Source organism: Xanthomonas sp. NCPPB 1067 (assembly GCF_020783795.1).
Classification (GTDB): Bacteria; Pseudomonadota; Gammaproteobacteria; order Xanthomonadales; family Xanthomonadaceae; genus Xanthomonas; species Xanthomonas melonis.
In genome coordinates this window covers 55407-81688 of sequence record NZ_JAJGQG010000008.1, presented here as the reverse complement: position 1 = coordinate 81688, position 26282 = coordinate 55407, and the positions used below count along the sequence as shown (strand labels likewise).

Sequence of the window (26282 nt, the reverse complement as noted above, 5' to 3'; positions counted from 1 at the left end):
GTCGATTCCCCGCGACGACGGGCGGCCCGGATGCCTGATCGCCAGGCTCGATCGCGGTGGACACCGCGTTCTGCCCGGCGGTTGCACCCTCTCGACATCGTGGCGTGGGCCTCGGCTGCTTGCGCACCACCCGCATCCGATACCGGCCGCTGCTGGCAGCGTTCGTGGCCTGCATGGAGCATCGCATTTCCCTGGCAATGCGCTGGACGCGCCATCGTGTGCGCGGCGGCGACGCCGTGTTGGTTAGGATGGCGCTTTCCGCGCACGGCTCCCAGCGATGATCACTGTCCACCATCTCAATAACTCCCGTTCGCAGCGCGTGCTGTGGCTGCTCGAAGAGCTGGCCTTGCCGTACCAGATCGTCCGCCATGAGCGCGATCCCAAGACCATGCTCGCGCCCGCGGCGCTGCGCGCCATCCACCCGCTGGGCAAGTCGCCGGTGATCGTGGACGGCGAGCTGACCATCGCCGAATCGGGAGCGATCCTGGACTATCTGTGCGAGCGCTACGACACCGAATGCGCGCTGTCGCCACCGGCGCGGCCGATCGACTCGCCCGAGCGCCAGCAGTTCCGCTACTGGATGCACTACGCCGAAGGCTCGGCCATGCCGCCGCTGCTGATGACCCTGGTGTTCGGCCGCATCCGCAGCGCGCCGATGCCGTTCTTCGCCAAGCCGATCGCGCGCGCGATCGTGGACAAGGCGATGTCCGGCTTCGTCGGACCGCAGGTCAAGCTACACCTGGACTGGATGGAGCAGTCGTTGCAGGCGCAGCAATGGTTCGCCGGCGATCGCTTCACCGCCGCCGACATCCAGATGAGCTTCCCGGTGCAAGCGGCCGCCGCACGTGGTGGTGGACTGGAACGCTACCCGAAGCTGCGCGCCTTCCTGCAGCGGATCGAGGCGCGCCCGGCCTACCAGGCGGCATTGAAGAAAGGTGGCCCCTACGAGCTGATGGGCGGCAAATCCGCCGAGTGACGGGGCAGCGCAAGCGCCGGTATCCGGTCGTGGGCCGCGTACGTGTGCGCCAGCACTGCTGCCGGCTGCTGCTGCGGGCCTGTGCAGCAGCTGGTGGCGACGGTGCACAAGGCGGCACCGTAAGAGCAGTCGCGGGTATCGGCGCTCAAGGTGCCTTGCAGGTGCGCAGGAAGTCCAGCGTGTCGCGCAGCACCGCGGAGCGCTGCGGCGGCTTGCGCAACGCCAGCACGATGCCCATGTGGCCCATGCCGGGATAGATCTTCAGCTCGGCGCTGCCGCCTTTCTGCCGTAGCGTCTTCTGCAGCGAGCTGCTGTTTTCCAGCTCCACCACGCGGTCGGCATCGCCATGCAGCAATAGCATCGGCGGTTCGTCGCCGCCGACATGCGCCACCGGCTGGGATTGCCGTTGCGCCGCTGGGGCGTCGCCGAAGATCTCGACCAACTCGGGATCGGTCATCGGCAGGAAGTCGTAAGGTCCGGCCAATCCCACCACGCCGCACAGTTGCCGGGGGGCGAGGTTCTGGGCATGCAGCCAGCGCGCGTCGGTCCCCAGCAGGGCGGCCAGGTGCGCGCCGGCCGAGTGGCCCATCACCGCCACCCGCGTTGGATCGCCGCCGTAGGCCCGAGCATGCCGATAACCCCAGGCCGTCGCGCCGGCGGCATCGGCCATGAAGCCGTGCAGGTCGACCTGGGGATACTTGCGGTAGTCGGCGACCAGCGTCACCACCCCCTGGCGCGCCAGGGCGCGTCCCACCCACCGATAGTTGGCGCGCGAGCCGCGCTTCCAGGTGCCGCCGTAGAAGAACACCACCACCGGCGCATCGACGGCACCCTGCGGCTGATAGACATCCAGCGCCAGGCCATGGGCGGCATCGAAGACCTGGTTGGGGTGTTCGATGATGCCTGCGCGGCTGGAGGCGGCGTTGATGCCGCCGAAGAACAGGCTGCTGCAGGCGGTCAGGCTCAGCGAGCCAAGCAGCACGATGGCGGGACGGATCCAACGAAGGGCGCGGGAGGACATGGGCGATGTGGTCTGCAAAGCGGGAGGGCGAGCGGTTGGCGACAGTCGGCGGATCGTGCGGGAGCGGGCGTGAGGAGACCAAGGCATGTCCAGGTCCGCAGCGACCGAGCGAGGTCGTCCATTAGCAGCGATCGCTTGTCGCCGGCATGTGCAGGACGAGTCCGTCATGGTGCGCTGCGCGTGCCGGTCGCTTTCCAATGTCGCATTCACCCGCGGTGGCCTAGGCTTGTCCACATGACGCAACTGCATTTCGACAATCGCCTGCGCCGGGAACTGCCCGGCGACCCGGAGGAGGGGCCACGCCGGCGCGAGGTGGCCGCTGCCTGGTCGTCGGTGCTGCCGACGCCGGTCGCCGCCCCGCGCCTGATCGCGCACTCCACCGACATGGCCCGGGCCCTCGGGCTGGATGCGGCACAGATCGGCAGCGCGCAGTTTGCCGAGGTGTTCGGCGGCAATGCGCTGATGCCGGGCATGCAGCCGTGGGCGAGCAATTACGGGGGACACCAATTCGGACACTGGGCCGGGCAGCTGGGCGATGGCCGGGCGATTTCGCTGGGCGAGGCGATCGGCGTGGATGGCGGACGCTACGAATTGCAGCTCAAGGGCGCCGGCCCGACCCCGTATTCGCGCGGCGCCGATGGTCGTGCCGTGCTGCGCTCGTCGATCCGCGAATTCCTCTGCAGCGAAGCGATGCATCACCTGGGCGTACCGACCACGCGCGCGCTCAGCCTCGTGGTCAGCGGCGAAACGGTGGTGCGCGACATGTTCTACGACGGGCGGCCGCAGCACGAGCCGGGCGCGGTGGTCTGCCGGGTGGCGCCGTCGTTCGTGCGTTTCGGCAATTTCGAGCTGCCCAGCGCGCGTGGCGATATCGCCTTGCTGCGGCAGTGGGTGGAATTCACCATCGCGCGCGACTATCCGGAGCTGTCCGGCAGCGCGGAGCCGTTGTACGCGCAGTGGTTTGCGCAGGTGTGCGAGCGCACCGCCGTCATGGTGGCGCACTGGATGCGCGTCGGCTTCGTGCATGGGGTGATGAATACCGACAACATGTCGATCCTGGGCCTGACCATCGACTACGGCCCTTATGGCTGGGTCGACGACTACGACCCGGACTGGACGCCCAACACCACCGATGCGCAGGGGCGCCGTTATCGCTTCGGGACGCAACCGCAAGTGGCTTACTGGAATCTGGGGCGGCTTGCGCAGGCGCTGGCGCCGTTGTTCGCCGATGCGACGCCGTTGCAGCAGGGGCTGGACCGGTTTCGCGATACCTATCTGGCCTGCGACCGCCGCGACACCGCCGCCAAGTTGGGGCTGGCCGAATGTCGGGACGAGGACCTTGCGCTGATCGATGCGCTACGCGCGCTGATGCGCGAATCCGAGATGGATATGACGTTGACCTTCCTCGGCTTGATCGACCTGTCGCCCGAGCATCCCGACCCGGCGCAGCTGCGCGATGCGTTCTACGACGAAGACAAGCGCCTGGCCGATGCGCCGCAATTGCAGCAATGGCTGCAGCGTTATGCCGCGCGCCTGCGCCAGGACACGCTGTCGCCGGAGGAACGCCGGGAGCGCATGCGCCAGGCCAACCCGCGTTATGTGCTGCGGAACTACCTGGCGCAGCAGGCCATCGAGCGAGCCGAGCAGGGCGACCCGTCCGGCGTGCAGGAGTTGCTGGAGGTCATGCGCCGGCCTTATGACGCGCAACCCGGCCGTGAGGCGTTCGCCGCGCGCCGCCCGGACTGGGCACGCGATCGCGCCGGGTGTTCGATGCTGTCCTGCAGTTCCTGACGCGCTCAGATGCCGCGATGCCGCGAAGTCGGCGGCGAGGCCTTGCGCAGCCTAGAATAGGCCACCCCCACACGGCCACGATGCCACGACCGCCATGACCGACTGCAGCCGCTGCGCCGGCACCCAGCCCTCCGGACCCAACCATTGGGCCGGCCGGATCCGAGACATCGTCGACTTTCCCAAGCCGGGCATCGTCTTCAAGGACATCACCCCGCTGTTGTCGGACGGGCCGGATTTCGCTTCGGCGCTGGACGAGATGGCGCAGCCCTGGCGGACCACGCCGCTGGACGGGGTACTGGGCATCGAGGCACGCGGTTTCATTCTGGGCGCGGCCCTGGCGCGCGAACTGCGCACCGGCTTCGTGCCGGTACGCAAGCCGGGCAAGTTGCCCGGACGGACCTTGATCCAGGAATACGCGCTGGAATACGGCACCGACCGCATCGAGATGCACGAGGACGCACTGCCGCGCGGCGCGCGCGTGTTGATCGTCGACGACGTGCTGGCCACCGGCGGCACGCTGCGTGCCGCGCTGGGCCTGGCTGCGCAGCTGGAGCTGGAGGTCGTGGGCGCGGCGGTACTGGTGGAACTGAAGGCGCTGCAAGGCCGCGAGAAGTGGGCCAACGACGTGCCGTTGCTGGCGACGTTGTGCTACTGAGCAAGCAGCCTGCCGGCCACGGCGCCGTTCAGAGCTTGCTGACCCGAAACCGCCGGCCCTTGATCTTGCCTGCGTGCAAGTGCGCCAGCGCCTTGGCGACCTGGGCGCGCGCGATGGCGACGTAGGAGCGGGTAGGGTAGATGGCGATCTTGCCGATCGCTGCGCCCGACAGCCCGGCTTCGCCGGTGAGCGCGCCCAGGATGTCGCCGGCACGCAGTTTGTCGGTCTTTCCGCCGTCGATGCGCAAGGTGGTCATCGACGCCTGCGGCAACTGCGCCGGGCGTGCAGTGGCCAAAGGGGCGCGCGACCATTTCAGCGGCTGGCCTTGTTCGGCTTCCAGCGCCTGCGCACGCGCGGTTTCGCGTGGGGCGACCAGGCTCAGCGCCAGTCCATGCTTGCCGGCGCGCGCGGTGCGGCCGATGCGGTGGCGGTAGGTCTCGGTATCGGTCGGCAGCTCGTAATTGACCACCGCCGACAGGTCTTCCACGTCCAGTCCGCGCGCGGCCACGTCGCTGGCGACCAGCACGTTGCAGCTGCGGTTGACGAAGCGCACCAGCACTTCGTCGCGGTCGCGCTGCTCCATGTCGCCGTGCAGGGCCAGCGCGGAAAAGCCGAATTCCTGCAGCGAGCCGGCCACCTCGTCCACTTCCTTGCGGGTATTGCAGAACACCACGCTGGATTCGGGGTTGAAGCGCAGTAGCAGGCCGGCCACGGCCTTCTGGCGATAGCCGGGGTCCACCTCGAAGAACTGCTGGTCGATCTCCGGTGCGCTGTCGGCGCCTTCCACGGTGATCTCCACCGGTTCCTTCAGCAGTTCGCGCGCCAATACGCGAATCGCATCGGGAAAGGTGGCCGAGAACAACAGGCTCTGACGGTGCTTGTCGCAGCGGCTGGCGATCTCGCGGATGGGTTCTTCGAAGCCCATGTCGAGCATGCGGTCGGCCTCGTCCAGCACCAGGGTGCGCACGCCGCCCAGATGCAGGGCGCGCTTGCGGGCCAGCTCCTGGATGCGGCCCGGCGTGCCCACGACGACCTGGGGGTCATGCGCTTCCAGCGAGGCCAGCTGCGGGCCCAGTGGCATGCCGCCGGTGAGCACCACCAGTTTCATGTTGGGGATGCCGGTCGCGAGCTTGCGCAATTGCTTGCCGACCTGATCGGCCAGTTCGCGCGTCGGGCACAGCACCAGCGCCTGCGCGCGGGTCAGCGCAGGATCCAGTTTCTGCAGCAGCCCCAATCCGAAGGCCGCGGTCTTGCCGCTGCCGGTCGGCGCCTGGGCGATGACGTCCAGCCCCTGCAGGATGGGCGGCAGGCTCTGCGCCTGGATGGGCGTGAGGACGGTGTAACCCAGGGCGTCGATGCCGGGGGCCAGTGCCGGCGACAGCGGCAGCGCGGAGAATTCGTTCATGGCGTATTTTAGCCCGGGATTCGGGATTCGGGATTCGCAACTACAACGGCGCTCGCTCTGGCCAATCCCAAATCCCCAATCCCGTACAATCGGCAGATGCCTTTAATCACACTGCAAAGCGTCGACTACAGCGTCGGCGGCCCGTTGTTGCTGGAAAAAACCGACCTCACGATCGAGCCGGGCGAGCGTATCGCTCTGATCGGCCGTAACGGCGCCGGCAAATCGACCTTGATGAAACTGATCGCCGGCGAGCTCAGGCCCGACGACGGCGAGGTGCGCGTGCAGCAGGGTGTACGCATCGCGCGGCTGGAGCAGGAGGTGCCGCAGGGCACCGGCGGCAGCGTGTTCGATGTGGTGGCCGATGGCCTGGGCGAGCTCGGTCACTGGCTGGCGGAGTTCCATCAGCTCAGCCATGCCGAGGTGTTCGACGCCGAGGCGTTCGGCAAGGTGCAGGCCAAGATCGATGCGGCCGACGGCTGGGCGCTGGATCAGCGTGTCAGCGAGACGCTGACCAAGCTGGAGCTCGACGGCGACGCGGAGTTCGCGCGGCTGTCCGGGGGCATGAAGCGGCGCGTGCTGCTGGCGCGTTCGCTGGTGTCTTCGCCGGACGTGTTGCTGTTGGACGAGCCCACCAACCATCTGGACATCGAGGCCATCGACTGGCTGGAAACCTTCCTGAAGGGTTGGAGCGGCAGCGTGCTGTTCGTCACCCACGACCGCCGCTTTCTGCGTGCGCTGGCCACGCGCATCGTCGAGATCGATCGCGGTCAGGTCACCAGCTGGCCCGGCGACTGGGCCAATTACGAGCGCCGCCGCGAGGAGCGGCTCAACGCGCAGGCGCAGGAGAATGCGCGCTTCGACAAGCTGCTGGCACAGGAAGAGGTGTGGATCCGGCAGGGCATCAAGGCGCGGCGCACCCGCGACGAAGGCCGCGTGCGGCGCCTTGAGGCGATGCGCAACGAGCGCGTGCAGCGGCGCGAGCTCACCGGCAATGTGCGCATGGAAGTCTCGCAGGGCGAGTCCTCCGGCAAGAAGGTGATCGAAGCCAAGGCGGTTGGTTTCGCATTTGGCGCGCGCACGATGGTCAAGGACTTTTCCACCATCATCCAGCGCGGCGACCGCATCGGCCTGATCGGCCCCAACGGCAGTGGCAAGACCACCCTGCTCAAGCTGCTGCTGGGCGATCTGCAGCCGCAACAGGGCGAGATCCGCATCGGCACCAATCTGCAGATCGCCTACTTCGATCAGTACCGCTCGACCCTGCGCGAGGACTGGAGCGCGATCGAGAACGTGGCCGAAGGTCGCGATTTTCTGGAGATCAACGGCAAGCGCAAGCATGTGCATGCCTATCTGCAGGATTTCCTGTTCACGCCCGAGCGCGCACGCGCGCCGATCACGCGGCTGTCCGGCGGCGAGCGCAATCGCCTGCTGCTGGCGCGCCTGTTCGCGCAGCCGTCCAACCTGCTGGTGATGGACGAGCCGACCAACGATCTGGACGTGGAAACGCTGGAGCTGCTGGAAGAACTGCTGGGCGAATACAGCGGTACCTTGCTGCTGGTCAGCCACGACCGCGACTTCCTCGACAACGTGGTGACCTCCACCCTGGTGATGGAGGGCGATGGCCTGATTGGCGATTACGTCGGTGGCTACAGTGATTCCCTGCGCCAGCGGCGCAGTCCGGCGACCAGTGCGATGGCGGTGGCCAAGGCTTCGGCCACTGCCGCGGCCACCACGCCCGTGGCCGCTGCGGCGCCGGTCGACACTGCGGCAAAGCGCAAACTCAGTTACAAGGATGCGCGTGAGCTCGAGCAGTTGCCGGCGTTGATCGAGCGCTTGGAACAGCAGGTGGCGGCGCTGACCGAGGCGATGAACGACCCGGGCTTCTACCAGCGCGATACAGGGGCCATGGCCGCACATACCGCCGCATTGAGCGACGCGCAGGCACAGCTGGATGCGGCCTACGCGCGCTGGGGCGAGCTGGATAGCTGATGGATTGATTGGCAAGCCGGTGTGCAGATGCACCGGCCCGCATGCCAATGACGCCTGAGTGGCGCGCATCGCGCGCGCCGGATCGCTTACGCGCAGGCGCTGGCGCTGGCTGGCGCCACGAAGGCCGCAAATGTCTGCCCGCGCGTCGCCCAGGTGGTGGCGGCTTCGTCCAGGATGTCGAGCAAGCTGTCGCGGTCGCCCGGTGCGGACTGTGCCAGCGCATCGGCCCCATCGATCAACAGCGCATACCCGCGCGGCGCGGGCAGCCAGGACAGGTCGCGCAGACCGTCGCTGAGCGCGTCCCAGTTGCGGCCGAATCCCGCAGGAAAGTCCAGTTGGGTGGCCAGGCGCATCAGCAGCATGCGCTTGTCGCTGCAACCGGCCAGATCCACACGCAGGATGCGCAGGCCGGCATCGCGTGACAATGCCGCCATGGTATCCAGATCGCCGGTCTCGGCCTGGTACACGCCCGATTGCTGCGGGTCGGACAGATCCAGCGCGAAATCGCCCGCGCTCATGGCGCCTGCTCCGGTCTCGGGCCCTGGAAGGGCTTGAAGCTCTGGTAATGATCGTCGCTGTAGTACCACGTCTGTGGCGGGGCGCCGCCGGTGACGATGCGGCGTGCACCGCGGTCGGCGCTGCCGGGCGTGTCCACGGTGTACTCGCGGTAATAGCCGCGCGGGCGTTCGGGCAGGCGATGTTCGCGATTGCCGAACACGCTGCCATCCTGCGGGTAAGGGAACGGCCCGCCGCGCTGGATCAGGACGATGGTGGCCATCGCCTCGATCGGCAGGAAGTCGGGCAGCGTGGGGACCTGGCGCGAGGGAACGGGGACGGCGGCGGGAGCGCTGAGTTGCGGGGCGAACTGCGGCTTGGGCGTCTGCAACGCACGCATGCCCCACAGGCCGGCGACGAGCACGGCGATGGCGACGATCAGTAAAGCGGGCTTGCGCATGCAGGCGATCCGTGGACGAAGAGGTGGCAGCAGCATGAGTATGCCGATGCGCGACTGTGTCGTTTTTGAATGCTCGGCCAGGTCGGTGTGGTTCACGCGCAGGTAACCGGGGCATGGTGCAAGGTGCGTGGCAGAAGACGGCTGCATGCGGTGGGACGAAGTTTCCCTTCCGACACCCTTGGTAAGCGTTGCTGCCGTCCTTACCATCTACCCCGCAACGCCCGGTCTTCGCCGGGCGGCAAGTCCAGGAGACACGCATGGCTTACACCCTTCCGCAGCTGCCCTACGCTTACGACGCGCTGGAACCCAACATCGATGCGCAGACGATGGAAATCCATCACACCAAGCATCACCAGACCTACATCAACAACGTCAATGCCGCGCTGGAAGGGACCGAGTACGCGGATCTGCCGATCGATGAGCTGGTGTCCAAGCTGAAGAGCCTGCCGGAAAACCTGCAGGGCCCGGTGCGCAACAACGGTGGCGGCCACGCCAACCATTCGCTGTTCTGGACCGTGCTGTCGCCCAACGGTGGTGGCGAACCCAAGGGCGAGGTCGCCAAGGCGATCGACAAGGATCTCGGCGGTTTCGAGAAGTTCAAGGAAGCCTTCACCAAGGCCGCCGTCAGCCGCTTTGGCTCGGGTTGGGCGTGGTTGAGCGTGACCCCGGACAAGAAGCTGGTGGTGGAAAGCACCGCCAACCAGGACAGCCCGCTGTTCGAGGGCAACACCCCGATCCTGGGCCTGGACGTGTGGGAACACGCGTATTACCTGAAGTACCAGAACCGTCGCCCGGAATACATTGGCGCGTTCTACAACGCGGTCAACTGGGGCGAAGTCGAGCGCCGCTATCACGCTGCCATCGCGTGAATCGTGCGGTGACGCGGTGATGCCGGAAGGCCGGGAGAGATCCCGGCCTTCTGCTTGATGGTGGTCAGGTTTCTGTCCAGGCGCGCCCTGTGCAGCAGATTCCTGGTGATACTCCATCGTGGGCCAGCACGCTACTGTGGAGTGTTGCCGCAGACTCAGTCGATGCCAGGGCAGGGCGCTGCGCCAGTCCTGGCATGATGGATATCCATGATTCGGAGTCGCGCACCTGCAGGCGGGAGGCTTGGCCGATGGTGCCTGGTCGCGCAAGCATGCTGTTGCAGGTACGTCGCCGCAGGTCTAGCCAACGCAAAAGGCCGGAGCGATTCCGGCCTTTTGTATGCCTGTTCCTGTCGCAGCGACACGCGCCGCGGACCTTGCCGTCGGTCGTAGGAATCAGAATTTGGCGTCGAATTCGCGCGCGTAGCCGGTGTTGACGATGACCTTTTGCAACGCGTCGCTGATCTTGATGTTGCCGGCCACGATCTGCTGGGTTTCGGGCCCCATGTTGTCCATGCGCGGCGAGGTGGCGCCCTTGTAATCACACACCCGGCCGCCGGCTTCGCGTACCAGCAGCACGCCGGCAGCGATATCCCAGGCTTTGACGCCTGCTTCGAAGTAGGCATCGGCGCGGCCGCAGGCCACATAGGCCAGGTCCAGTGCCGCCGAGCCGGTGCGGCGCACGTCCTCGGCCTGCACCAGCAGCGCGTCCACGCACTTGAGCTGGGCGCTGGCGCGCGCGCGTTCGCGCGGCGGGAAGCCGGTGTGGATCATCGCACCTTCCAGATCCTTGCGTTCGGCGATGCGGATGCGGCGGTCGTTGAGTACCGCACCGGCACCGCGGCTGGCGGTGAACAGTTCGTTGCGCAGCGGGTCGAAGATCACCGCGTCGGTGGGCTCGCCGTTTTCCACCAGCGCGATCGAAACGCAATAGTGCGGGAAGCCACGCAGATAGTTGCTGGTGCCGTCGAGCGGATCGATGACCCAGGTATAACGGCCGCTCTTGCCACCCTGCACGCCGCCTTCTTCGCCGAATACCGCGTACTCCGGATAGCCGCGCTTGAGTTCCTTGACGATGACCTTCTCGGCATCGGCATCGACTTCGCTGGCGTAATCCATCCGCCCTTTTTGCACTACGTTGAGTGCATCGAGTTTGTTGATGCCGCGCAACAGCACATTGCCGGCGAGGCGGGCGGCTTTGACCATGACGGTGACGGCGGGTTTCTGCATGGTGAAAGCTCCCGTGAAGGCAGAAGTGGGCAATGACGAAGGTAAAAGAGCGGTCCGGCGCGAAATCCGGCCGCGCAGTTTACCATCTACGGCCGTATCGCTCCCCGATCTCCGTTCATGTCCGTCGCTCAGCGCATCCGTTTCGTCCTTGTCGGCACCCAGCATCCAGGCAACATCGGCGCCGCCGCGCGTGCGATGAAGACCATGGGCGTCTCGCGTCTGGTGCTGGTGGCCCCGGAGCGCGCACTCGACGACGACGCCTACCGGCGCTCGGCTGGCGCCGAGGATGTGCTGGGCGATGCGCCAGTGTTCGACACGCTGGCCGAGGCGGTCGCCGATTGCACGCTGGTGATCGGCTGCACGGCGCGTGCGCGCCGGGTGGCCTTGGAGGAACTGCTGCCGGACCAGGGTGCGCAGCGTGCGCTGGCCAAGGCCGGCGAGCCTGCCGAGGTGGCGTTCGTGTTCGGCCGCGAACGTACAGGCCTGACCAACGACGAGTTGCAGCTCTGCCACGCGGCGGTGCACATCCCCTCCGACCCGCAGTTCAGTTCGCTCAATCTGGCCGCGGCGGTACAGGTGCTGGCCTACGAGGTGCGGCTGGCGCAGCTGGCGGCAGGGGACGCCGAACCAGCTCCGGCAGCGGCCACCGGTTTGCGCGACGGCCCGGCCAGCCACGCGCAGCTGGAGGGCATGTTCGGTCAGCTCGGCGAGACGCTGGAGGAGATCGATTTCCACAAGGGACGTGCCCCGGACTCGGCGATGCGCAAGCTGCGGCGGCTGCTGCTGCGCGCGGAGATGACCGAGCAGGAAGTGCGCTTGATTCGCGGCATCCTGTCCGATGCGCAACGCATGGCGATGCTGGCCAAGCGCGCCGGAAGCTGACGTCTGTCACATCTTGCGAGATTCGGCTAGGCTGTCTGCAGCTCTAGGGGAGTGTCCGTTTTGCGCGGTCTACGATGGTGTCTGATTGCCTGCTGGCTGATCGCCGGGGCGGGCTTGGCCGCGACGGCTGCGGCAGCGCCGTCCTCGGTCCTGGTGCTGGGGCGGATCAGCGACGATCCGGCCACCCAGTACCATCAGCTCAAGCCGCTGCTCGATTACGTGGTGCCGCGCATGCGTGAAGTAGGCGTTCGCCGTGGTGAGATCCTGATGGCGCCCGATGCACGGCAGATGGCCAGCTATCTGCGCCGTGGCCGGGTCGACTGGGTCAGCGAGACCGCCGGCGCGGCGATGCTGCTGGAGCAACGCGGCAGCGCACATCCGCTGCTGATGACCGAGCGTGGTGGTGTGCGCGAGTTCCATTCGGTGTTCTTCGTGCGCCGCGACAGCCCGATCCAATCGCTGGCGCAGCTGCGCGGGCATAGCCTGGCGTTGCAGAGCGCCAGTTCCACCAGCGGTTACCTGCTGCCGATGCTGGAACTGATCCACCACGGCATGGCCTGTGACCTGCTGCTCTCGCCGGACGATGCCCAGGCGCCCGGTTCGGTGGGATACCTGATGGTGGGGTCGAAATTGAACGTCGCGGCGCTGGTGCACGAGCGCCTGGTCGATATGGGCGTCCTCAGCGATCTGGACTGGAACGACGAACGCCATCTGCCGCCGGTGTTCAAACGCGATTTCCGCATCGTGCACCGTACCGCGCCGGTACCGCGCGCGGTGGAGATGGTGCGGACCGGGCTGGATCCAGCGGTGGAGCGCCGGTTGCGTGCGGTGCTGCTGCAGGCCGCCTCCGACCCGAAGGCCGGCCCTGCATTGAAGCGTTTCTTCGGCACCACCGCGTTCCATCCGCTGGATGGCGCCAGCCGTAAACGTCTGGACGAACTGAGTGCCGGCGTGCGGCGCGTGAGGGATCAGGTGGAATGACTCAGGTGCGCTTCGGGCTGCAGGCTCGCTTCCTGTTGGTGATGGCGCTGACCTTGCTGCTGGTCGCTGCGATCCTGGCCTCGCTGTTGCAGCGCCAGAGCGCGATGCAACGCGAGGTCCGCGGATTGAGCGCGCAGATCCTGCATGAGCTGTTCGATCGTAGCCTGCGTACCCGCGGCGAGACGCTGGCCACCGAGCTGGCCTCGGGCCTGGCCAATCCGCTGTACTACTCCGATCTGGCCGCGGTGGGGGCGCTGGTGCGCAATGCCTCCCGGCAGCAGGTGGTGAGCTATGTGCTGGTGTTCGACAGGCGTGGCCGTCTGGTGCACGACGGCACGCCCAACCTGCACGGCTACGGCCAGCGCATGGACGATCCGCTGGCAGCCAAGGCCATCGCGGCCAGGGCGATGCTGCTGCAGTCTTCGCCGGAGGTGCTGGATGTGACGGTGCCGATCAGGATCGGCGACCAGCGTATCGGCGGCGTGCGGGTAGGCATGTCGCGCGAGCGGGTGCGCAAGATCGAGTCCAGTGCCAACCTGACGCTGGTCGAGAATCTCAACGCGATCGGCAAGCGCGATCTGGGCTGGCTGCTGGTGCTGCTGGCCGCGCTGATCGCGCTCGGCGTGCTGTTGGCCATCTACGTGCAGCGCACGCTGGTGGCACCGATACGCGTGCTGGCCGCTGCTGCGCGGCAGATCGAGCGCGGTGACTATGCCGTGCAGTTGCCGCCTCACCCGCGCAACGACGAGATCGGCGAGCTGATCTCTGCGTTCGGGCGCATGAGCGAGAGCATCGCCCGCCACGACCGCGAGGTGCGCCACATGGCGTACACCGATGCGTTGACCGGGCTGACCAACCGGCTGGGATTTCGCGAGGGGCTGGAATACCGGCTCGACACCGCGCGCGGCACCGGCAGCAAGCTGGCCTTGCTGTTCGCCGATATCGACGACTTCAAGCGCGTCAACGACACCCTCGGCCATGAGGCCGGCGACGAGGCCTTGCTGCAATTCGCCAGCCGCATCGGTCGCGCGGTTTCCGCGCTCGGCGGCGAGGACGCGATCCTGGCGCGCTTCGGTGGCGACGAGTTCGTGATCCTGCTGCAGAGCGGCGATGTCGGCCTGCTGGCTGCGCAGCTGGCCGACCGGCTGGTACACGAGCTGAGTCGTCCGCTGAATGTGCAGGGCCGCGAAGTGTTCCTGGGGACATCGATCGGCATCACCCTGTTCCCCGACGACGCCAACGATGCCACCGCACTGCTGAAAAATGGCGATATCGCCATGTACCAGGCCAAGGTCGCCGGCAAGAATTGCCACCGTTTCTACAGCCGCGCCGCCGATCACGCAGTGGAGCGCCGCGTGCACATGGAGCACGAACTGCGTGGGGCCTGGGAGCGCGACGAGCTGCGGCTGGTGTATCAGCCGATCTACCGCACCAGCGACCGCGTGCTGGTGGGCGTGGAGGTACTGCTGCGCTGGCAGCATCCGGCGCTGGGGACCATCGCGCCGTCCACCTTCATCGATATCGCCGAGCAGAGCGGGCTGATCGAAGTGATCGGGCCGAAGGTGCTGCGTGCGGCCTGCCTGGAAGCGGCGCAATGGCCGAGCGTGGGCGAGGGGCTGTTCATCTCGGTCAATGTGTCGCCGCGCCAGCTGCGCAGCGGGGCATTGATCGACAGCGTGGCCGAGTGCCTGGCCGAATCCGGACTGCCGGCGGCGCGGCTGCACCTGGAACTGACCGAGACGGCGGTGATCGGCGACGAGATGATGGCCGCCAGCCTGCTCGATCAGCTCCATCGCACCGGCGTGAAGGTGTGGCTGGACGACTTCGGCACCGGATTCTCCGGCCTGAGCCACCTGCGCCAGGTGCCGGTGGACGGGGTCAAGATCGACAAGAGCTTCGTCGCCGACCTGCAGCGCGATCCCGACGATCTGGCGTTGACCACCGCCATCATCAATATGGCCCATTCGCTGGGAATCACGGTGGTGGCAGAGGGGATCGAACAGGAAGCGCAGTTCAACCTGTTGCGCGAGCGCGGCTGCGACCTGGGGCAGGGCTACTGGTTCAGCCGCCCGCTCACCCCGGCCGACCTGATCAAGCTGATCGCAGCGGGATAAGCAGCGCAGGAGCGCCCCAGGGCGCGACGGGTCGTCCCGGGAAAGCTTCGTCGCGCCCGGGCGCGCGCATACCCGGAGGTCTGGCGGGCCGGCGGGTGAGCGCAACGGGCGTTCGCCGGGACTGCCAGGCTGCTGAGTCCGCGCGCAGTACCCGTAGAAGCGCCCCGGGGGCGCGATGGGGCGTTACCGGTGAGGCCTGTCGCGCCCGGCTGTGCTCCTGAGACGCGCCGCGTCGGGTTCGATGGTTACAGCGGACGCTTGCCGGTGTCGCCGGGAATCTCGCGTACCAGCCGCGGTACCAGGTAGCCGGACAGGCGCGTGGCCAGTTCCGCATGCAGCGCACGGGCGCGGGCATCGTCCACTTCGAAATGCGCCACCCCGGCCACGCGATCGAGCTGGTGCAGGTAATACGGCAGCACCCCTGCAGCGAAGCTGCGTTCGCTGAGCGCGGCCAGTGCGTCCACGCTGTCGTTGACGCCGCGCAACAGCACGGCCTGGTTGAGCAACTGCGCGCCGGCATCGCGCAGCGCCTGCAGCGCTGCATCCACGTCGGCGTCGAATTCGTTGGCGTGGTTGGCGTGGATCACCAACGCCACCGGCCATGGCAGGCTGCGCAGCCAGGCCAGCAGCGGCGCGTCCACGCGCGCCGGCAGCACCACCGGCAGGCGGGTGTGGATGCGCAACCGCTTCAGGTGCGGAATGCGGCCCAGGGCATCGGTGAGCTCGACCAGCTTGGGGGTGGCCAGCGACAGCGGGTCGCCGCCGGACAGCAGCACCTCGTCGATGCTCGGATCGGCGGCGATCGCCGCCACGGCCTGGCGCCAGCCGTCGCGGGCGGCGGTTTCTTCGGCATACGGAAAATGGCGGCGGAAGCAATAGCGGCAATGCACCGCACAGCTGCCGGTGGCGATCAGCAAGGCGCGGCCACGGTACTTCTGGATCACGCCGGAGGCGGTCCTGGCGGCCGCATCGCCCACCGCATCCAGGCCATAGCCCGGTACCGGCTGCATTTCGGCATCCAGCGGCAGCACCTGGCGCAGCAGTGGATCGTCGAGCTCGCCATGGCGCATCCGCGCCACAAATGCATGCGGCACCCGCAGCGGGAACTGCGTTGCGGCCTGCTCGCTGATCCCAGCGGCCTGCGCATCCAGCCCGAGCATCTCGAGCAGGGCACGCGGATCGCGTACGGCGTCGCGCCACTGCTGCTGCCAGCGCGACGGCGGCAGTGCGGCGGACGGTGACGGCTGTAAGGCGAGGGGGGCTGCGGTTATCATATGCGGTCACAAAACAATGCCCGCCGGTTGCGGCGGGCGCCCCATTCTAATCCGACCCGCCCTCCTGTGGCGGATCGTGGTCTTATCGAGGAGCTGCACCATGGCCACTGTTGGCATGAACGACGTCAAGAACGGCATGAAGATCCTGGTCAACAACGAGCCGGCGGTCATCACCGAGACCGAATACGTCAAGCCGGGCAAGGGCCAGGCCTTCACCCGCATGAAGTACCGCTTCATCAAGTCCGGCCGCGTGGTGGAAATGACCATGAAGGCCACCGACGACGTGGAACTGGCCGACGTGGTCGATACCGACATGCGTTATCTGTACAGCGATGGCGAGTACTGGCACTTCATGGATCCGGAATCCTTCGAGCAGGTGCAGGCCGACAAGGCCGGCATGGGCGGCGCGGACAAGTGGCTCAAGGGCGAGGAAGACTGCATCGTGACGCTGTGGAACGGCGCGCCGATCTGGGTGCAGCCGCCGAACTTCGTCGAACTGAAGATCACCGAGACCGACCCGGGCGTGCGTGGCGATACTTCCGGCGGCGGCGGCAAGCCGGCCACGCTGGAGACCGGTGCGGTCGTGCGCGTGCCGTTGTTCGTCAACCAGGACGAAATCATCAAGGTCGATACCCGCTCGGGCGAATACTCCGCGCGCGTCAAGTAAGACATGCGACCGGGACACTGGCTGCAGCGAGCGCGACGCGGTGCCGGTGTTCCGTTGATGCTGGGCGGCCTGCTGGGCGGCGCACTGCCGGCCGGTTCGGCCGCCGCACGACCGGCCGGCGCATCCTGCGATGCAGGCAGTATCGCAGCGGTTGCGGCGGCCGACGTGTTCGCGGGCGCCGTGCAGACCGTGGCGGCGCAGACCTGCAAGACATGGCCCTCCGATACCACCAAGCGCCTGGCTGCCATCGCCTTCGTCACCGGTGCCGGCGAACCGGGCGAGCGCTCCCTGCAATTGCGGGTGGCCATGCTGGAGGCCGACAGCGGCAGGGTGCTGGCCGGTTACGCGCAGGAGCTGGGCGAGGACGCCGCGCTCGAGCTGGACGCCGACAGCCTGCGCCTGGATACCGCCCGTTACGATCTGGCGCCGGGCACACGTGCGATCGGCGTGGTCGTGCGCAGCGTCGCACGAGGACCCAGCTGCCCGGATTTCCGCAGCAACGATGCGCTGACCCTGCTGGTGCGCGAGGGCCGCACGCTGCGTCCGGTGCTGCAACGCGATCTCACGCTCTGGCAGCGCGTGCAGGGTGAGCCCTGCAGCTGGGGGCGGGGGCGGGTGATCAGCGAGCGCGCGTCGATGCATCTGGCCATGGCCGGGCAGGTGCATGCCGGCTATGCGGACATCGTGTTGACCGCCACTATCGTCACGTCCGACGTGGCGCCAGGTGGCGACACTGTCACCGAACGCGCCCGGCGCGCGCGCCAGCTGCTGCGCTATGACGGCAAGCGCTATGTCGCCGCGACCGACGCCGCCAACGGCTGGCCGTTCGGCAACTAACCTTCTATGGATTCGCTCATGACCAATGCTCCTGCAGAAACCTGCGACCTGTTGATCGAAGCCGGTTACGTGGTGCCGATCGAACCGCACGCGGTGGTCCTCGAGGACCATGCGGTGGCGGTGCACAACGGCGCCATCGTGGCGGTGCTGCCGATCGCGCAAGCGCGCGCGCGCTTCGCGCCGACGCAGACCGTCTCGCGTCCGGACGCGGCATTGATGCCGGGCCTCGTCAATGCGCATACGCATAACCCGATGACGCTGCTGCGCGGTGTGGCCGACGACCTGCCCTTGATGGTGTGGCTGCAGCAGCACATCTGGCCGGTGGAAGCGGCGGTGATCGGGCCGGAATTCGTGGCCGACGGCACCGCTCTGGCCATCGCCGAGATGCTGCGCGGCGGCACCACCTGCGTCAACGAGAACTACTTCTTCGCCGACGTGCAGGCCGCCGTGTACAAGCAGCACGGCTTCCGGGCACTGGTGGGCGCGGTGATCATCGACTTCCCCACCGCCTGGGCGTCGTCGGACGACGAATACTTCGCCCGTGCCGGCGAGCTGCACGACCAGTGGCGCGACGACCCCCTGATCGGCACTGCATTCGCTCCGCATGCACCCTATACGGTCAACGATGCCAACTTCGAACGTGTGCGGATGCTGGCCGACCAGTTGGACCTGCCGGTGCACCTGCATACGCACGAAACCGCACAGGAAGTGGCCGATTCGATCAAACAGTATGGGCAGCGCCCGCTGGCGCGGCTGGATCGTCTGAGCCTGGTCAACGATCGCCTGATCGCCGTGCACATGACCCAGCTCACCGACGCGGAGATCCATCTGTGCGCCGAGCGCGGCGTGAGCGTGGTGCACTGCCCCGAATCCAATCTCAAGCTGGCCTCCGGGTTCTGTCCGGCCTGTGCCTTGCAGCGTGCAGGCGTGAACCTGGCGATCGGCACCGATGGCTGCGCCAGCAACAACGACCTGGACATGTTCAGCGAGAACCGCACCGCCGCCATCCTGGCCAAGGCGGTGGCCAACGATGCGACCGCACTGGACGCGGCCACCACCTTGCGTGCGGCCACCCTCGGCGGGGCGCGTGCCCTGGGCTTCGGCGACCGCATCGGTTCGATCGAGGTCGGCAAGCAGGCCGATCTGGTCTGCGTGGATCTGTCGGCGCTGGAAACCCAGCCGTTGCACCACGTGCTGTCGCAGCTGATCTACGCCGCCGGTCGCCATCAGGTCACCGATGTGTGGATCGCCGGCAAGCCCAAGCTGGTGCAGCGCGAGCTCGTCGACATGGACACCGCAGCCCTGGTCGCCAACGCGCGCCAATGGCGCGACCGCATCCGCACCGTCCGCGCCTGAGCGCGCGTCATCGACTCACGGAGTTCCACATGAATCCCGATACTTCCACCACCGCCGGCAACTTCCGTCAGACCGAACTGGACAAGTTCGCCGCGCTGGCCAACCGCTGGTGGGACGCCGACGGTCCGCAGAAGCCGCTGCATGCGCTCAATCCGGTGCGCCTGGACTATGTGTCCGCCCGCCAGGAGCTAGCCGGCGCGCGCGTGCTGGATGTCGGTTGTGGCGGCGGTCTGCTCAGCGAGTCGATGGCGCGCCTGGGCGCGCAGGTGACCGCGATCGATCTGGCCCCGGAGCTGGTCAAGGTGGCACGCCTGCACAGCCTGGAATCGGGCGTGCAGGTGGATTACCGCGTGCAGTCGGTCGAAGACCTGGCGGCCGAACAGCCCGGCAGTTTCGATGCGGTGACCTGCATGGAGATGCTGGAGCACGTACCGGATCCGACCGCGATCATCGGCGCCTGTGCCCGCCTGCTCAAGCCGGGCGGCAAGCTGTTCCTGTCCACCCTCAATCGCACTCCGGCCGCGTTCGCGCTGGCGGTGGTGGGCGCCGAATACATCGCGCGCTTATTGCCCAAGGGCACGCATCACTACAAGGACTTCATCAAGCCCTCCGAGCTGGCGGCGTGGTTGCGCGCGGCCGAGCTGCAGCTGGAAGATGTCAGCGGCATGCTGTACGAACCGTGGCGTAATCGCGCGCGCCTGTCCTCGCGTACCGAGGTCAATTATCTGGCGTACGCGGTGAGGCCGTGACGGGCGGGGAGTGGGAAATCGGAAATCGGGAATCGCAACGGCGGTCTTCCGGGGTTTTGATGGATCCCGATGCCGGCCCGGTTGTGGGTCACCGAGCGGTGGCGGTGGTGCTGTGAGGTTTCCGCGGGCGGTATTGTTCGATCTGGATGGCACCTTGCTGGACAGCGCGCCGGATATGCTGGCGACGGTCAACGCGATGCTGGACGCGCGTGGGCGTGCGCCGATTGCGTTGGCTTCGCTGCGACCGGTGGTTTCGAAAGGTGCGCGCGCAATGCTCGGCGTCGCATTTGCCGACCTTGATGTCGATGCACGCGGTGCACTGGTGCCGGAATTCCTGCATCGTTACGAAGCCCTGATCGGCACGCAGTCGCAGCTGTTCGATGGTGTCGAGCAGTTGCTCGCGCGGCTGGAGAATGCCGGTTGCGTCTGGGGCATCGTCACCAACAAGCCCGAATACCTGGCGCGGCTGATCCTGCCGCAGCTTGGCTGGACGCAGCGCTGCGCGGTGCTGATCGGCGGCGATACGCTTGCCGAGCGCAAGCCGCATCCGCTGCCGCTACTGACCGCGGCGCAGCAACTCGGCGTTGCGCCGGCGCACTGCGTCTACGTCGGCGACGACGAGCGCGACATCGTTGCCGCACGTGCGGCCGCCATGCCCGCGGTTGCGGTGTTGTGGGGCTACCGCCTGCACGACGATGTGCCGGCGCGCTGGCAGGCCGACGTGCTGGTGGAAACGCCGCAGCAGCTGTGGGATGCGGCAACGTGGCCGCAGACCTGATACTTCTTCGTTTTTGTCCGGATCCGCCATGAGCCAATCCAGCGCCCTCGACAGTTTTCTCGACAAGTGGCGAACCCGCTGGCCGGAATGGTCGGTTGCCGAACCCTTCATTCCCGAACCGCAGCGTCGCCTGGCGGCAGCCTGGTTCGCCTTGTTGCAGGAATGGGAAGACATCATGAACATCGCCGGCGATCCGTTGCCGGCCGATGCCAAGCTGGCGTGGTGGCAGCAGGAGCTGCGCGACTGGTCCGGGCAGCGTTCGCGGCATCCGTTGGGACGCGTGCTGGAGCCGGTGCGCGCGCCATGGGCAGTGTTGGCCGATAGCTTGCCGGCGATGCAGGCCGCACGCGTGCAGCCTGCATCGTTGCAACAGGCGCTGGAACAGCTGCGAGGCTTTGCCGATGCGGTGATCGGTGCCGAGGCGGTGCTGTTCGCGCGTGCGCAAGCCGGTGATGCCACCGCCGTGGCGGTACAGTGGCTGGATGCACGCCAGCGTGCCGGTGGCGATGGTGCCGCACCTGGAGGCGTGACCACGCTCGCCTGGCGTACCCAGCTGTTGCGGGCCTGGCCACGCAAGCCGGCGTTGGCTCGCCCGCATCGGGTGTGGTCGCGGCTGGCACGCGTGCGCCTGCAGCGCGAGCTCGCCGGCAAGCCGGCCTATGCGCCACCGGTCCAGCAGTTGTGGCATAGCTGGCGTGCGGCAAGCGGCGCTGACTGAGCGAGAGCGGGTCGGCGACACCTCGGTCGCGTACATGCGGATGCGCTTGCTGCCACCGATCGGCCGCGGCAAGCGCATCGCTCGCATGGTCGGACGCCGTCGCTCAGATCGGCGAATCCGGCAGCACCGTGTGGTAGGCAATGAACGCATCGTTGCACTGGCACCCAGGCCGAACAGGGCGATGTGCACGCGTCCCGGTCTGCAGCGCCGCACGCGTTTCATCACATGCCGTGGGCACTGGGCCTTCCACACTCATTGCCCGCGTAAGACGCGCATGTCAGGAATGCAAATGACCGATCCCAAAGAGCTGCAGGACAAATTCTGGAAAGCCCTGAAATCCGATCGCACGGTGATGCTGGGCCTGGACGGAGTGGAAGATGGTCACGCGCGTCCGATGACCGCGCAGATCGAAGGCGACAGCGGTGGGCCGATCTGGTTTTTCACTTCCAAGGACAATGCATTGATCGCAATGCTGGGGCAGGGGCGGCGGGTGATCGGCGCTTTCAGCAGCAAGGGTCATGACCTGTTTGCCAGCATCAGTGGCTCCCTGCGCGAAGACACCGATCGCGCGGTGGTCGATCGCCTGTGGAACCCCCATGTGGCTGCATGGTACGAGGGTGGCAAGGACGATCCGAAACTGGCGCTGCTGCGGCTGGATGCGGACCACGCGCAAATCTGGCTCAACGGGTCCAGCCTGCTGGCCGGCATCAAGGTGCTGCTCGGCATCGACCCGAAAAAGGACTACCAGGACAAGGTGGCTGACGTACCACTGCGTTGAGGCGCACCACGCAGGCGCGGGAGCGTGCCTGCGTGGTCGGTGGCGCGTGCGCAGCGGCGCGCTGCATTCTCCGTCAGGCAACTGCACCACCGTCATCATTACGGCATCGGCGCGGTTGTGGGTATCGATAGAGCATTCGGGAGTAGCGACATGCAACGGATCGAGATCGGTCAGATGGTGTTCCTGCGCGACGGCGAGGTGGGGGTGGGCGCGGTGCGCGACATTCGCAACGATGGCGCCGAACTCATCGTCTACATCGAGAATGGCGGCGATTTCGTACTGCCTGCATCGGTGGTGCGCGATGTGCATTCGGGCAAGGTAATGCTGGATGTCGACACACTGCCGGAGGACGTCTGCGCGGCCTTGCGCCACCGCCACGACAATGTGTTCCCGACCGACCCGGATGCAGCCAGCGACCCGCAGTGACGCATCCGCTTGGTGTGACGGTAGCGCGGCCTGGCAGCGCAGCACGAGCCGGCCAGGACGTCCCTCATGGTGTACTGCATCGCTGGTCGGGGAACCGACCATGCCGGGCTCTGGCAAGCGAGCGCTGCTGAATCAGCTCAGGCGTCAGGCAGCAAAAAATTGCGCGGTGTAGCACCGGTTGCCTCGTCCGATGCCAGCAACGCCTGGTCGGCCTGATCCTTGAGCTGTACTCCGGACAACCGGCGAGCGAACGCTTCGCGCAGGAGATAGCCCAGCGTGCGGGCGGCTTGCGCGTAACCGAGCCCTTCGCTGCGGATGTTGGAAATGCAGTTGCGCGCAGCATCTGTGAGACCGACGCGCGGTGCATACGTCAGATACAGCCCGAGGCTATCGGGCGAACTCAAGCCCGGGCGCTCTCCGATCAGAACGATCACCATGCGCGCATCGAGTAGTTCGCCGACTTCGTCGCCGATCGCCACGCGCCCCTGTTCGATCAGCACGACCGGCGCCAGCGACCGGTTCTGGTGCGCGCTCAGGGCCTCGATCTGTTCCAGCATCGGCGCTGCATGCCGATGCACCGCCAGGGCAGACAGCCCATCGGCCACCACCACTGCCACGTCGTATCCGCTGCCTTGCACGGCGGCCGCGCCGCGCAATTGGGTGGCAGCCTCATCGGACAGGCGACGACCCAGGTCTGGCCGTCGCAGGTAGGTGTGCCGATCTGGCGCTGCGCTGCGCAACAGCAGGCTGTTGCGCCCGCGCCGTTTCAACGCGGCCTGCAACGGTGCCGGATCGAACGCCAGATGTACTGCGTCGCGCGCTTGGGCATGTGCCAGTTGGAAATCGAGATGCGCTACGGTCGGCAGGCTGGTGCCCACGCGGCCGAGAGCGATACGTGCCGGTGTCAGCGGCCGCAACTGCGACCAGGCATCGCGTGGCGGTGCCACTGGAGTGCTCACTGCATCTTTCCAGCAGGCAATTGCGACAACGCGCGGCGAAACGCCGGAGGTACCTCGTTGCCCAGGACGAAACGGCCATCATCCCGCAGACGCAGGATGCCTTGTTGCTCCAGCCACTGCTCGAACTCGGGCGCGGCACGCAGCCCGAGTGCCTGGCGTGCATAGAGCGCGTCGTGGAACGAGGTGGTCTGGTAATTGAGCATCACATCGTCCGAGCCCGGGATGCCCATGATGAAATTGATGCCCGCAGTGCCCAGCAGGGTGAGCAAGGTGTCCATGTCGTCCTGGTCGGCTTCGGCATGGTTGGTGTAGCAGATGTCGCAGCCCATCGGCACGCCAAGCAGCTTGCCGCAGAAGTGGTCTTCCAGTCCGGCGCGGATGATCTGCTTGCCGTCGTAGAGATACTCCGGGCCGATGAAGCCGACCACGGTGTTGACCAGCAGCGGCTTGAACTGGCGTGCCACCGCATACGCGCGCGCCTCGCAGGTCTGTTGATCCACGCCATGGTGCGCGTTGGCCGATAGCGCGCTGCCCTGGCCGGTTTCGAAATACATCACGTTGTCGCCCACGCTGCCGCGGCGCAGCGACAGGCCTGCCTCGTGCCCCTCGCGCAGCAGCGCCAGATTGACGCCGAAACTGGCATTGGCCGCTTCGGTGCCGGCGATGGACTGGAACACCAGGTCCACCGGCACGCCGCGGCCGATCGCCTCGATGGTGGTGGTGATATGCGCCAGCACGCAGGACTGGGTGGGAATCCGGTAGCCGGTAATCACCGCATCGAGCATGCGCAGCAAGGCGCTGGTGGCGGCCAGACTGTCGCTGGCCGGATTGATGCCGATCACCGCATCGCCATTGCCATACAACAGGCCATCGAGCACGCTGGCGGCGATGCCAGTGGCGTCGTCGGTCGGGTGGTTGGGTTGCAGGCGGGTGGACAGCCGCCCGCGCAGGCCCAGCGTATTGCGGAAGCGGGTGACCACGCGGGTCTTCTGCGCCACCAGGATCAGGTCCTGCACCCGCATCAGTTTCGACACCGCGGCGACCATCTCCGGCGTCAGTCCGGGCGCCAGCGCCGTGAGTGCGGCTTCATCGGCCTGCGCGCTCAACAACCAGTCGCGGAAGCCGCCCACGGTGAGGTGCGCGACAGCAGCGAACGCCGCCGTATCGTGCTGGTCGATGATCAGCCGGGTGACTTCGTCCGACTCGTAAGGCACCACCGCTTCGTCGAGGAAATGCCGTAGCGGCAGATCGGCCAGCGCCATCTGCGCGGCGACGCGCTGCAGCCCGGACTCGGCTGCCAGCACGGCCAGCTGGTCGCCCGAACGCGCCGGCGTGGCCTTGGCCAGCAAGGTCTTGATGTCGGCAAACCGGAACTGCTCGCCGCCCGCGGTGAACGCGAAACCGCTCATTGGCCCGCGACCGCAGTGTTGATCTGGCTGCGCAGACTGAGCATGCAACACGCCGCACCGAGCAGCAGCAGGCCGACGAAGATCAGCGCCACGACCGGGTTGAACCACACCATGGCGATCAGACACACCAGCGCCAGCGACAAGGCGATCGCCGGCACCACCGGATAGCCGGGCGCGCGAAAGCTGCGCTCCAGCCCTGGTTCGCTGCGGCGCAGTTTGAACAGGCTGAGCATGCTCATCCCATACATCACGATGGCGCCGAACACCGACATGGTGATCATGGCCGCCGTCAACGACATGCCCTGGATCTTGACCACGCTGTCGCTGCAGATCGCCGCAATGCCGATGACGCCACCGGCCAGAATCGCCCGGTGCGGGGTGCGGAAGCGCGACAGCGTCGCCAACCCGTGCGGCAGGAAGCCGGCGCGGGCCAGTGCGAAGAATTGCCGCGAGTAGCCCAGGATGATGCCGTGGAAACTGGCCACCAGCCCGAACAGGCCGATCCACACCAGCATGTGCAGCCAGGTGGAACTGGTGCCGACCACGGCCTTCATCGCCTGCGGCAGCGGATCGTTGATGTTGGCAAGCTGGCGCCAGTCGCCCACGCCGCCGGCGAACACCATCACCCCCAGCGCCAGCACCACCAGGGTGAGAATGCCGGCGATGTAGGCACGCGGAATCGTGCGCCTGGGGTCCTTGGCTTCCTCTGCGGCCATTGCCGCGCCTTCGATCGCCAGGAAGAACCAGATCGCGAACGGGATCGCCGCAAAGATGCCGGAAATCGCCGCCGGGCCGAACACGTCGCTGCCGGCCCAGCCATTGGCGGCGAAGCGTGCCACGCTGAAACCCGGCGCCACCACGCCCATGAACACCAGCAGTTCGATCACCGCCAGCAGGGTCACGATCAGCTCGAAGGTGGCGGCAATCGCCACGCCGACGATGTTCAAGCTCATGAACAGCAGATACGCGCCAATCGCGGCCAACCGCGGGTCCAGCGAGGGATATTGCACGTTCAAATAAGCGCCGATCGCCATCGCGATCGCCGGTGGCGCGAACACGAATTCGATCAGCGTGGCCAGGCCGGCCAGCATGCCGCCATAGGTGCCGAAGGCGCGCAGGCTGTAGGCGAACGGCCCGCCCGCATTTGGGATGGCGGTGGTCAGTTCGGTAAAACTGAAGATGAAGCAGGTGTACATCACCGCCACCAGCAAGGTGGTGACCAGAAAGCCCAGCGTTCCGGCGGTGCCCCAGCCATAGCTCCAGCCGAAGTATTCGCCGGAGATCACCAGGCCGACCGCGATTCCCCACAACTGCCAGGTGCCGAGCGTCGGCTTGAGTTGCTCGTTGTGCATGTTGCTCATCTCCAGCGGTCGGGGGAGGCGACCAGGCAGTTGCGTTACCTGTGCGGTGCACGCGTCATCGTGGCTGCGCGATCGCTGCTGTCCAGCGATGATCGATGGCACCCC

Annotated in this window: 25 protein-coding genes; 16 read left to right on the top strand and 9 right to left on the bottom strand. The window is 66.9% G+C overall.

Features of this window, described 5'->3' with window-relative positions; genetic code table 11:
- Positions 1-277: 277 nt before the first annotated feature.
- Positions 278-976, top strand: a complete 699-nt coding sequence (locus LL962_RS08695) for a glutathione S-transferase (RefSeq protein ID WP_228316611.1) — start codon at positions 278-280, stop codon at positions 974-976.
- A 145-nt stretch (positions 977-1121) separates the two neighbouring features.
- Here the strand turns inward: LL962_RS08695 and LL962_RS08690 are convergent, their stop codons facing one another.
- Positions 1122-1997: an alpha/beta hydrolase gene (locus tag LL962_RS08690; protein WP_104586928.1), complete on the bottom strand. Its 876-nt coding sequence runs from the start codon at positions 1995-1997 to the stop codon at positions 1122-1124.
- Between the two features lie 234 nt (positions 1998-2231).
- On the opposite strand from LL962_RS08690, the gene LL962_RS08685 reads away from it, so the two are divergent.
- Positions 2232-3788, top strand: coding sequence for a protein adenylyltransferase SelO (locus tag LL962_RS08685; protein WP_228316610.1), 1557 nt, complete (start codon positions 2232-2234; stop codon positions 3786-3788).
- Between the two features lie 94 nt (positions 3789-3882).
- Entirely contained in the window at positions 3883-4443 is a 561-nt protein-coding gene (locus LL962_RS08680; RefSeq protein WP_228316609.1) for an adenine phosphoribosyltransferase, read from the top strand.
- A 28-nt stretch (positions 4444-4471) separates the two neighbouring features.
- Here LL962_RS08680 and dbpA read toward each other — a convergent pair whose 3' ends face one another.
- Positions 4472-5848, bottom strand: coding sequence for an ATP-dependent RNA helicase DbpA (gene dbpA / locus LL962_RS08675; RefSeq protein WP_104586931.1), 1377 nt, complete (start codon positions 5846-5848; stop codon positions 4472-4474).
- A gap of 96 nt (positions 5849-5944) precedes the next feature.
- On the opposite strand from dbpA, the gene LL962_RS08670 reads away from it, so the two are divergent.
- Positions 5945-7837, top strand: coding sequence for an ATP-binding cassette domain-containing protein (locus LL962_RS08670; RefSeq protein ID WP_228316608.1), 1893 nt, complete (start codon positions 5945-5947; stop codon positions 7835-7837).
- Positions 7838-7923: 86 nt separating this feature from the next.
- On the opposite strand, the gene LL962_RS08665 is transcribed toward LL962_RS08670, so the two are convergent.
- Both LL962_RS08665 and LL962_RS08660 read right to left on the bottom strand, forming a co-directional pair.
- Positions 7924-8355, bottom strand: a complete 432-nt coding sequence (locus LL962_RS08665) for a barstar family protein (protein WP_228316607.1) — start codon at positions 8353-8355, stop codon at positions 7924-7926.
- Positions 8352-8792, bottom strand: a complete 441-nt coding sequence (locus LL962_RS08660) for a ribonuclease (protein WP_228316606.1) — start codon at positions 8790-8792, stop codon at positions 8352-8354. Before LL962_RS08660 ends, LL962_RS08665 begins: the two co-directional genes overlap by 4 nt.
- Before the next feature lie 257 nt (positions 8793-9049).
- On the opposite strand from LL962_RS08660, the gene LL962_RS08655 reads away from it, so the two are divergent.
- Positions 9050-9661, top strand: coding sequence for a superoxide dismutase (locus LL962_RS08655; RefSeq protein WP_228316605.1), 612 nt, complete (start codon positions 9050-9052; stop codon positions 9659-9661).
- Positions 9662-10054: 393 nt separating this feature from the next.
- On the opposite strand, the gene LL962_RS08650 is transcribed toward LL962_RS08655, so the two are convergent.
- The gene (locus LL962_RS08650) at positions 10055-10888 is read right to left on the bottom strand and encodes an inositol monophosphatase family protein (RefSeq protein ID WP_228316604.1); all 834 of its coding nucleotides are present in this window, start codon (positions 10886-10888) and stop codon (positions 10055-10057) included.
- Between the two features lie 117 nt (positions 10889-11005).
- On the opposite strand from LL962_RS08650, the gene LL962_RS08645 reads away from it, so the two are divergent.
- The 3 genes from LL962_RS08645 to LL962_RS08635 are packed head-to-tail and all read left to right on the top strand — an operon-like array spanning position 11006 to position 14865.
- A complete protein-coding gene (locus LL962_RS08645; protein ID WP_228316603.1) occupies positions 11006-11770 on the top strand; it encodes an RNA methyltransferase in 765 nt (254 codons plus the stop codon).
- Between the two features lie 51 nt (positions 11771-11821).
- Positions 11822-12751, top strand: a complete 930-nt coding sequence (locus LL962_RS08640) for a phosphate/phosphite/phosphonate ABC transporter substrate-binding protein (RefSeq protein WP_167395280.1) — start codon at positions 11822-11824, stop codon at positions 12749-12751.
- Positions 12748-14865, top strand: coding sequence for a putative bifunctional diguanylate cyclase/phosphodiesterase (locus LL962_RS08635; protein WP_228316602.1), 2118 nt, complete (start codon positions 12748-12750; stop codon positions 14863-14865). Before LL962_RS08640 ends, LL962_RS08635 begins: the two co-directional genes overlap by 4 nt.
- A 245-nt stretch (positions 14866-15110) precedes the next feature.
- On the opposite strand, the gene epmB is transcribed toward LL962_RS08635, so the two are convergent.
- Positions 15111-16139, bottom strand: a complete 1029-nt coding sequence (epmB, locus tag LL962_RS08630; protein WP_228316601.1) for an EF-P beta-lysylation protein EpmB — start codon at positions 16137-16139, stop codon at positions 15111-15113.
- A 100-nt stretch (positions 16140-16239) separates the two neighbouring features.
- Between epmB and efp the strand changes: the two genes are divergently transcribed.
- The 8 genes from efp (at position 16240) to LL962_RS08590 (ending at position 22448) form a co-directional block, all read left to right on the top strand.
- Positions 16240-16806 carry an elongation factor P gene (gene efp, locus LL962_RS08625; protein WP_104586941.1) on the top strand — a complete coding sequence of 189 codons (567 nt, stop codon included), beginning with the start codon at positions 16240-16242 and terminating at the stop codon, positions 16804-16806.
- 57 nt (positions 16807-16863) lie between these two features.
- Positions 16864-17643 (top strand): hypothetical protein, encoded by a 780-nt coding sequence (locus LL962_RS08620; RefSeq protein WP_228316662.1) that lies wholly within the window; start codon positions 16864-16866, stop codon positions 17641-17643.
- Between the two features lie 18 nt (positions 17644-17661).
- Positions 17662-18999 (top strand): TRZ/ATZ family hydrolase, encoded by a 1338-nt coding sequence (locus LL962_RS08615; RefSeq protein WP_228316600.1) that lies wholly within the window; start codon positions 17662-17664, stop codon positions 18997-18999.
- 29 nt (positions 19000-19028) lie between these two features.
- A complete protein-coding gene (gene ubiG, locus LL962_RS08610) occupies positions 19029-19748 on the top strand; it encodes a bifunctional 2-polyprenyl-6-hydroxyphenol methylase/3-demethylubiquinol 3-O-methyltransferase UbiG (protein WP_228316599.1) in 720 nt (239 codons plus the stop codon).
- Positions 19749-19860: 112 nt separating this feature from the next.
- On the top strand, positions 19861-20526 hold the full coding sequence (locus tag LL962_RS08605; protein ID WP_228316598.1) for a phosphoglycolate phosphatase: 666 nt from the start codon (positions 19861-19863) through the stop codon (positions 20524-20526).
- A gap of 28 nt (positions 20527-20554) precedes the next feature.
- Positions 20555-21244 (top strand): squalene/phytoene synthase family protein, encoded by a 690-nt coding sequence (locus LL962_RS08600; protein ID WP_104586944.1) that lies wholly within the window; start codon positions 20555-20557, stop codon positions 21242-21244.
- A gap of 274 nt (positions 21245-21518) precedes the next feature.
- Positions 21519-22022, top strand: a complete 504-nt coding sequence (locus LL962_RS08595; RefSeq protein ID WP_208621426.1) for a pyridoxamine 5'-phosphate oxidase family protein — start codon at positions 21519-21521, stop codon at positions 22020-22022.
- 150 nt (positions 22023-22172) lie between these two features.
- Positions 22173-22448 (top strand): hypothetical protein, encoded by a 276-nt coding sequence (locus LL962_RS08590; RefSeq protein WP_228316597.1) that lies wholly within the window; start codon positions 22173-22175, stop codon positions 22446-22448.
- Between the two features lie 137 nt (positions 22449-22585).
- On the opposite strand, the gene eutC is transcribed toward LL962_RS08590, so the two are convergent.
- Genes eutC through eat form a run of 3 tightly spaced genes read right to left on the bottom strand, consistent with a single transcriptional unit; the run spans position 22586 to position 26177 of the window.
- Positions 22586-23407, bottom strand: a complete 822-nt coding sequence (eutC, locus tag LL962_RS08585; protein WP_228316596.1) for an ethanolamine ammonia-lyase subunit EutC — start codon at positions 23405-23407, stop codon at positions 22586-22588.
- Positions 23404-24816, bottom strand: a complete 1413-nt coding sequence (locus tag LL962_RS08580) for an ethanolamine ammonia-lyase subunit EutB (RefSeq protein ID WP_228316595.1) — start codon at positions 24814-24816, stop codon at positions 23404-23406. Before LL962_RS08580 ends, eutC begins: the two co-directional genes overlap by 4 nt.
- A complete protein-coding gene (eat, locus tag LL962_RS08575) occupies positions 24813-26177 on the bottom strand; it encodes an ethanolamine permease (protein WP_228316594.1) in 1365 nt (454 codons plus the stop codon). The genes LL962_RS08580 and eat overlap by 4 nt, the downstream gene beginning before the upstream one ends.
- Positions 26178-26282 lie beyond the last annotated feature (105 nt).

What these genes read in the sequence shown, in the direction of transcription:
- LL962_RS08580 (WP_228316595.1), bottom strand. Translation starts at nt 24,816, where the DNA reads ATGAGCGGTTTCGCGTTCACCGCGGGCGGCGAGCAGTTCCGGTTTGCC.
- LL962_RS08590 (WP_228316597.1), top strand. Translation starts at nt 22,173, where the DNA reads ATGCAACGGATCGAGATCGGTCAGATGGTGTTCCTGCGCGACGGCGAG.
- LL962_RS08620 (WP_228316662.1), top strand. Translation starts at nt 16,864, where the DNA reads ATGCTGGGCGGCCTGCTGGGCGGCGCACTGCCGGCCGGTTCGGCCGCC.
- LL962_RS08685 (WP_228316610.1), top strand. Translation starts at nt 2,232, where the DNA reads ATGACGCAACTGCATTTCGACAATCGCCTGCGCCGGGAACTGCCCGGC.
- LL962_RS08595 (WP_208621426.1), top strand. Translation starts at nt 21,519, where the DNA reads ATGTCAGGAATGCAAATGACCGATCCCAAAGAGCTGCAGGACAAATTC.
- LL962_RS08665 (WP_228316607.1), bottom strand. Translation starts at nt 8,355, where the DNA reads ATGAGCGCGGGCGATTTCGCGCTGGATCTGTCCGACCCGCAGCAATCG.
- LL962_RS08680 (WP_228316609.1), top strand. Translation starts at nt 3,883, where the DNA reads ATGACCGACTGCAGCCGCTGCGCCGGCACCCAGCCCTCCGGACCCAAC.
- dbpA (WP_104586931.1), bottom strand. Translation starts at nt 5,848, where the DNA reads ATGAACGAATTCTCCGCGCTGCCGCTGTCGCCGGCACTGGCCCCCGGC.
- LL962_RS08695 (WP_228316611.1), top strand. Translation starts at nt 278, where the DNA reads ATGATCACTGTCCACCATCTCAATAACTCCCGTTCGCAGCGCGTGCTG.
- LL962_RS08645 (WP_228316603.1), top strand. Translation starts at nt 11,006, where the DNA reads ATGTCCGTCGCTCAGCGCATCCGTTTCGTCCTTGTCGGCACCCAGCAT.
- LL962_RS08690 (WP_104586928.1), bottom strand. Translation starts at nt 1,997, where the DNA reads ATGTCCTCCCGCGCCCTTCGTTGGATCCGTCCCGCCATCGTGCTGCTT.
- LL962_RS08670 (WP_228316608.1), top strand. Translation starts at nt 5,945, where the DNA reads ATGCCTTTAATCACACTGCAAAGCGTCGACTACAGCGTCGGCGGCCCG.
- LL962_RS08635 (WP_228316602.1), top strand. Translation starts at nt 12,748, where the DNA reads ATGACTCAGGTGCGCTTCGGGCTGCAGGCTCGCTTCCTGTTGGTGATG.
- LL962_RS08615 (WP_228316600.1), top strand. Translation starts at nt 17,662, where the DNA reads ATGACCAATGCTCCTGCAGAAACCTGCGACCTGTTGATCGAAGCCGGT.
- LL962_RS08650 (WP_228316604.1), bottom strand. Translation starts at nt 10,888, where the DNA reads ATGCAGAAACCCGCCGTCACCGTCATGGTCAAAGCCGCCCGCCTCGCC.
- eat (WP_228316594.1), bottom strand. Translation starts at nt 26,177, where the DNA reads ATGAGCAACATGCACAACGAGCAACTCAAGCCGACGCTCGGCACCTGG.
- LL962_RS08655 (WP_228316605.1), top strand. Translation starts at nt 9,050, where the DNA reads ATGGCTTACACCCTTCCGCAGCTGCCCTACGCTTACGACGCGCTGGAA.
- epmB (WP_228316601.1), bottom strand. Translation starts at nt 16,139, where the DNA reads ATGATAACCGCAGCCCCCCTCGCCTTACAGCCGTCACCGTCCGCCGCA.
- efp (WP_104586941.1), top strand. Translation starts at nt 16,240, where the DNA reads ATGGCCACTGTTGGCATGAACGACGTCAAGAACGGCATGAAGATCCTG.
- ubiG (WP_228316599.1), top strand. Translation starts at nt 19,029, where the DNA reads ATGAATCCCGATACTTCCACCACCGCCGGCAACTTCCGTCAGACCGAA.
- LL962_RS08660 (WP_228316606.1), bottom strand. Translation starts at nt 8,792, where the DNA reads ATGCGCAAGCCCGCTTTACTGATCGTCGCCATCGCCGTGCTCGTCGCC.
- LL962_RS08600 (WP_104586944.1), top strand. Translation starts at nt 20,555, where the DNA reads ATGAGCCAATCCAGCGCCCTCGACAGTTTTCTCGACAAGTGGCGAACC.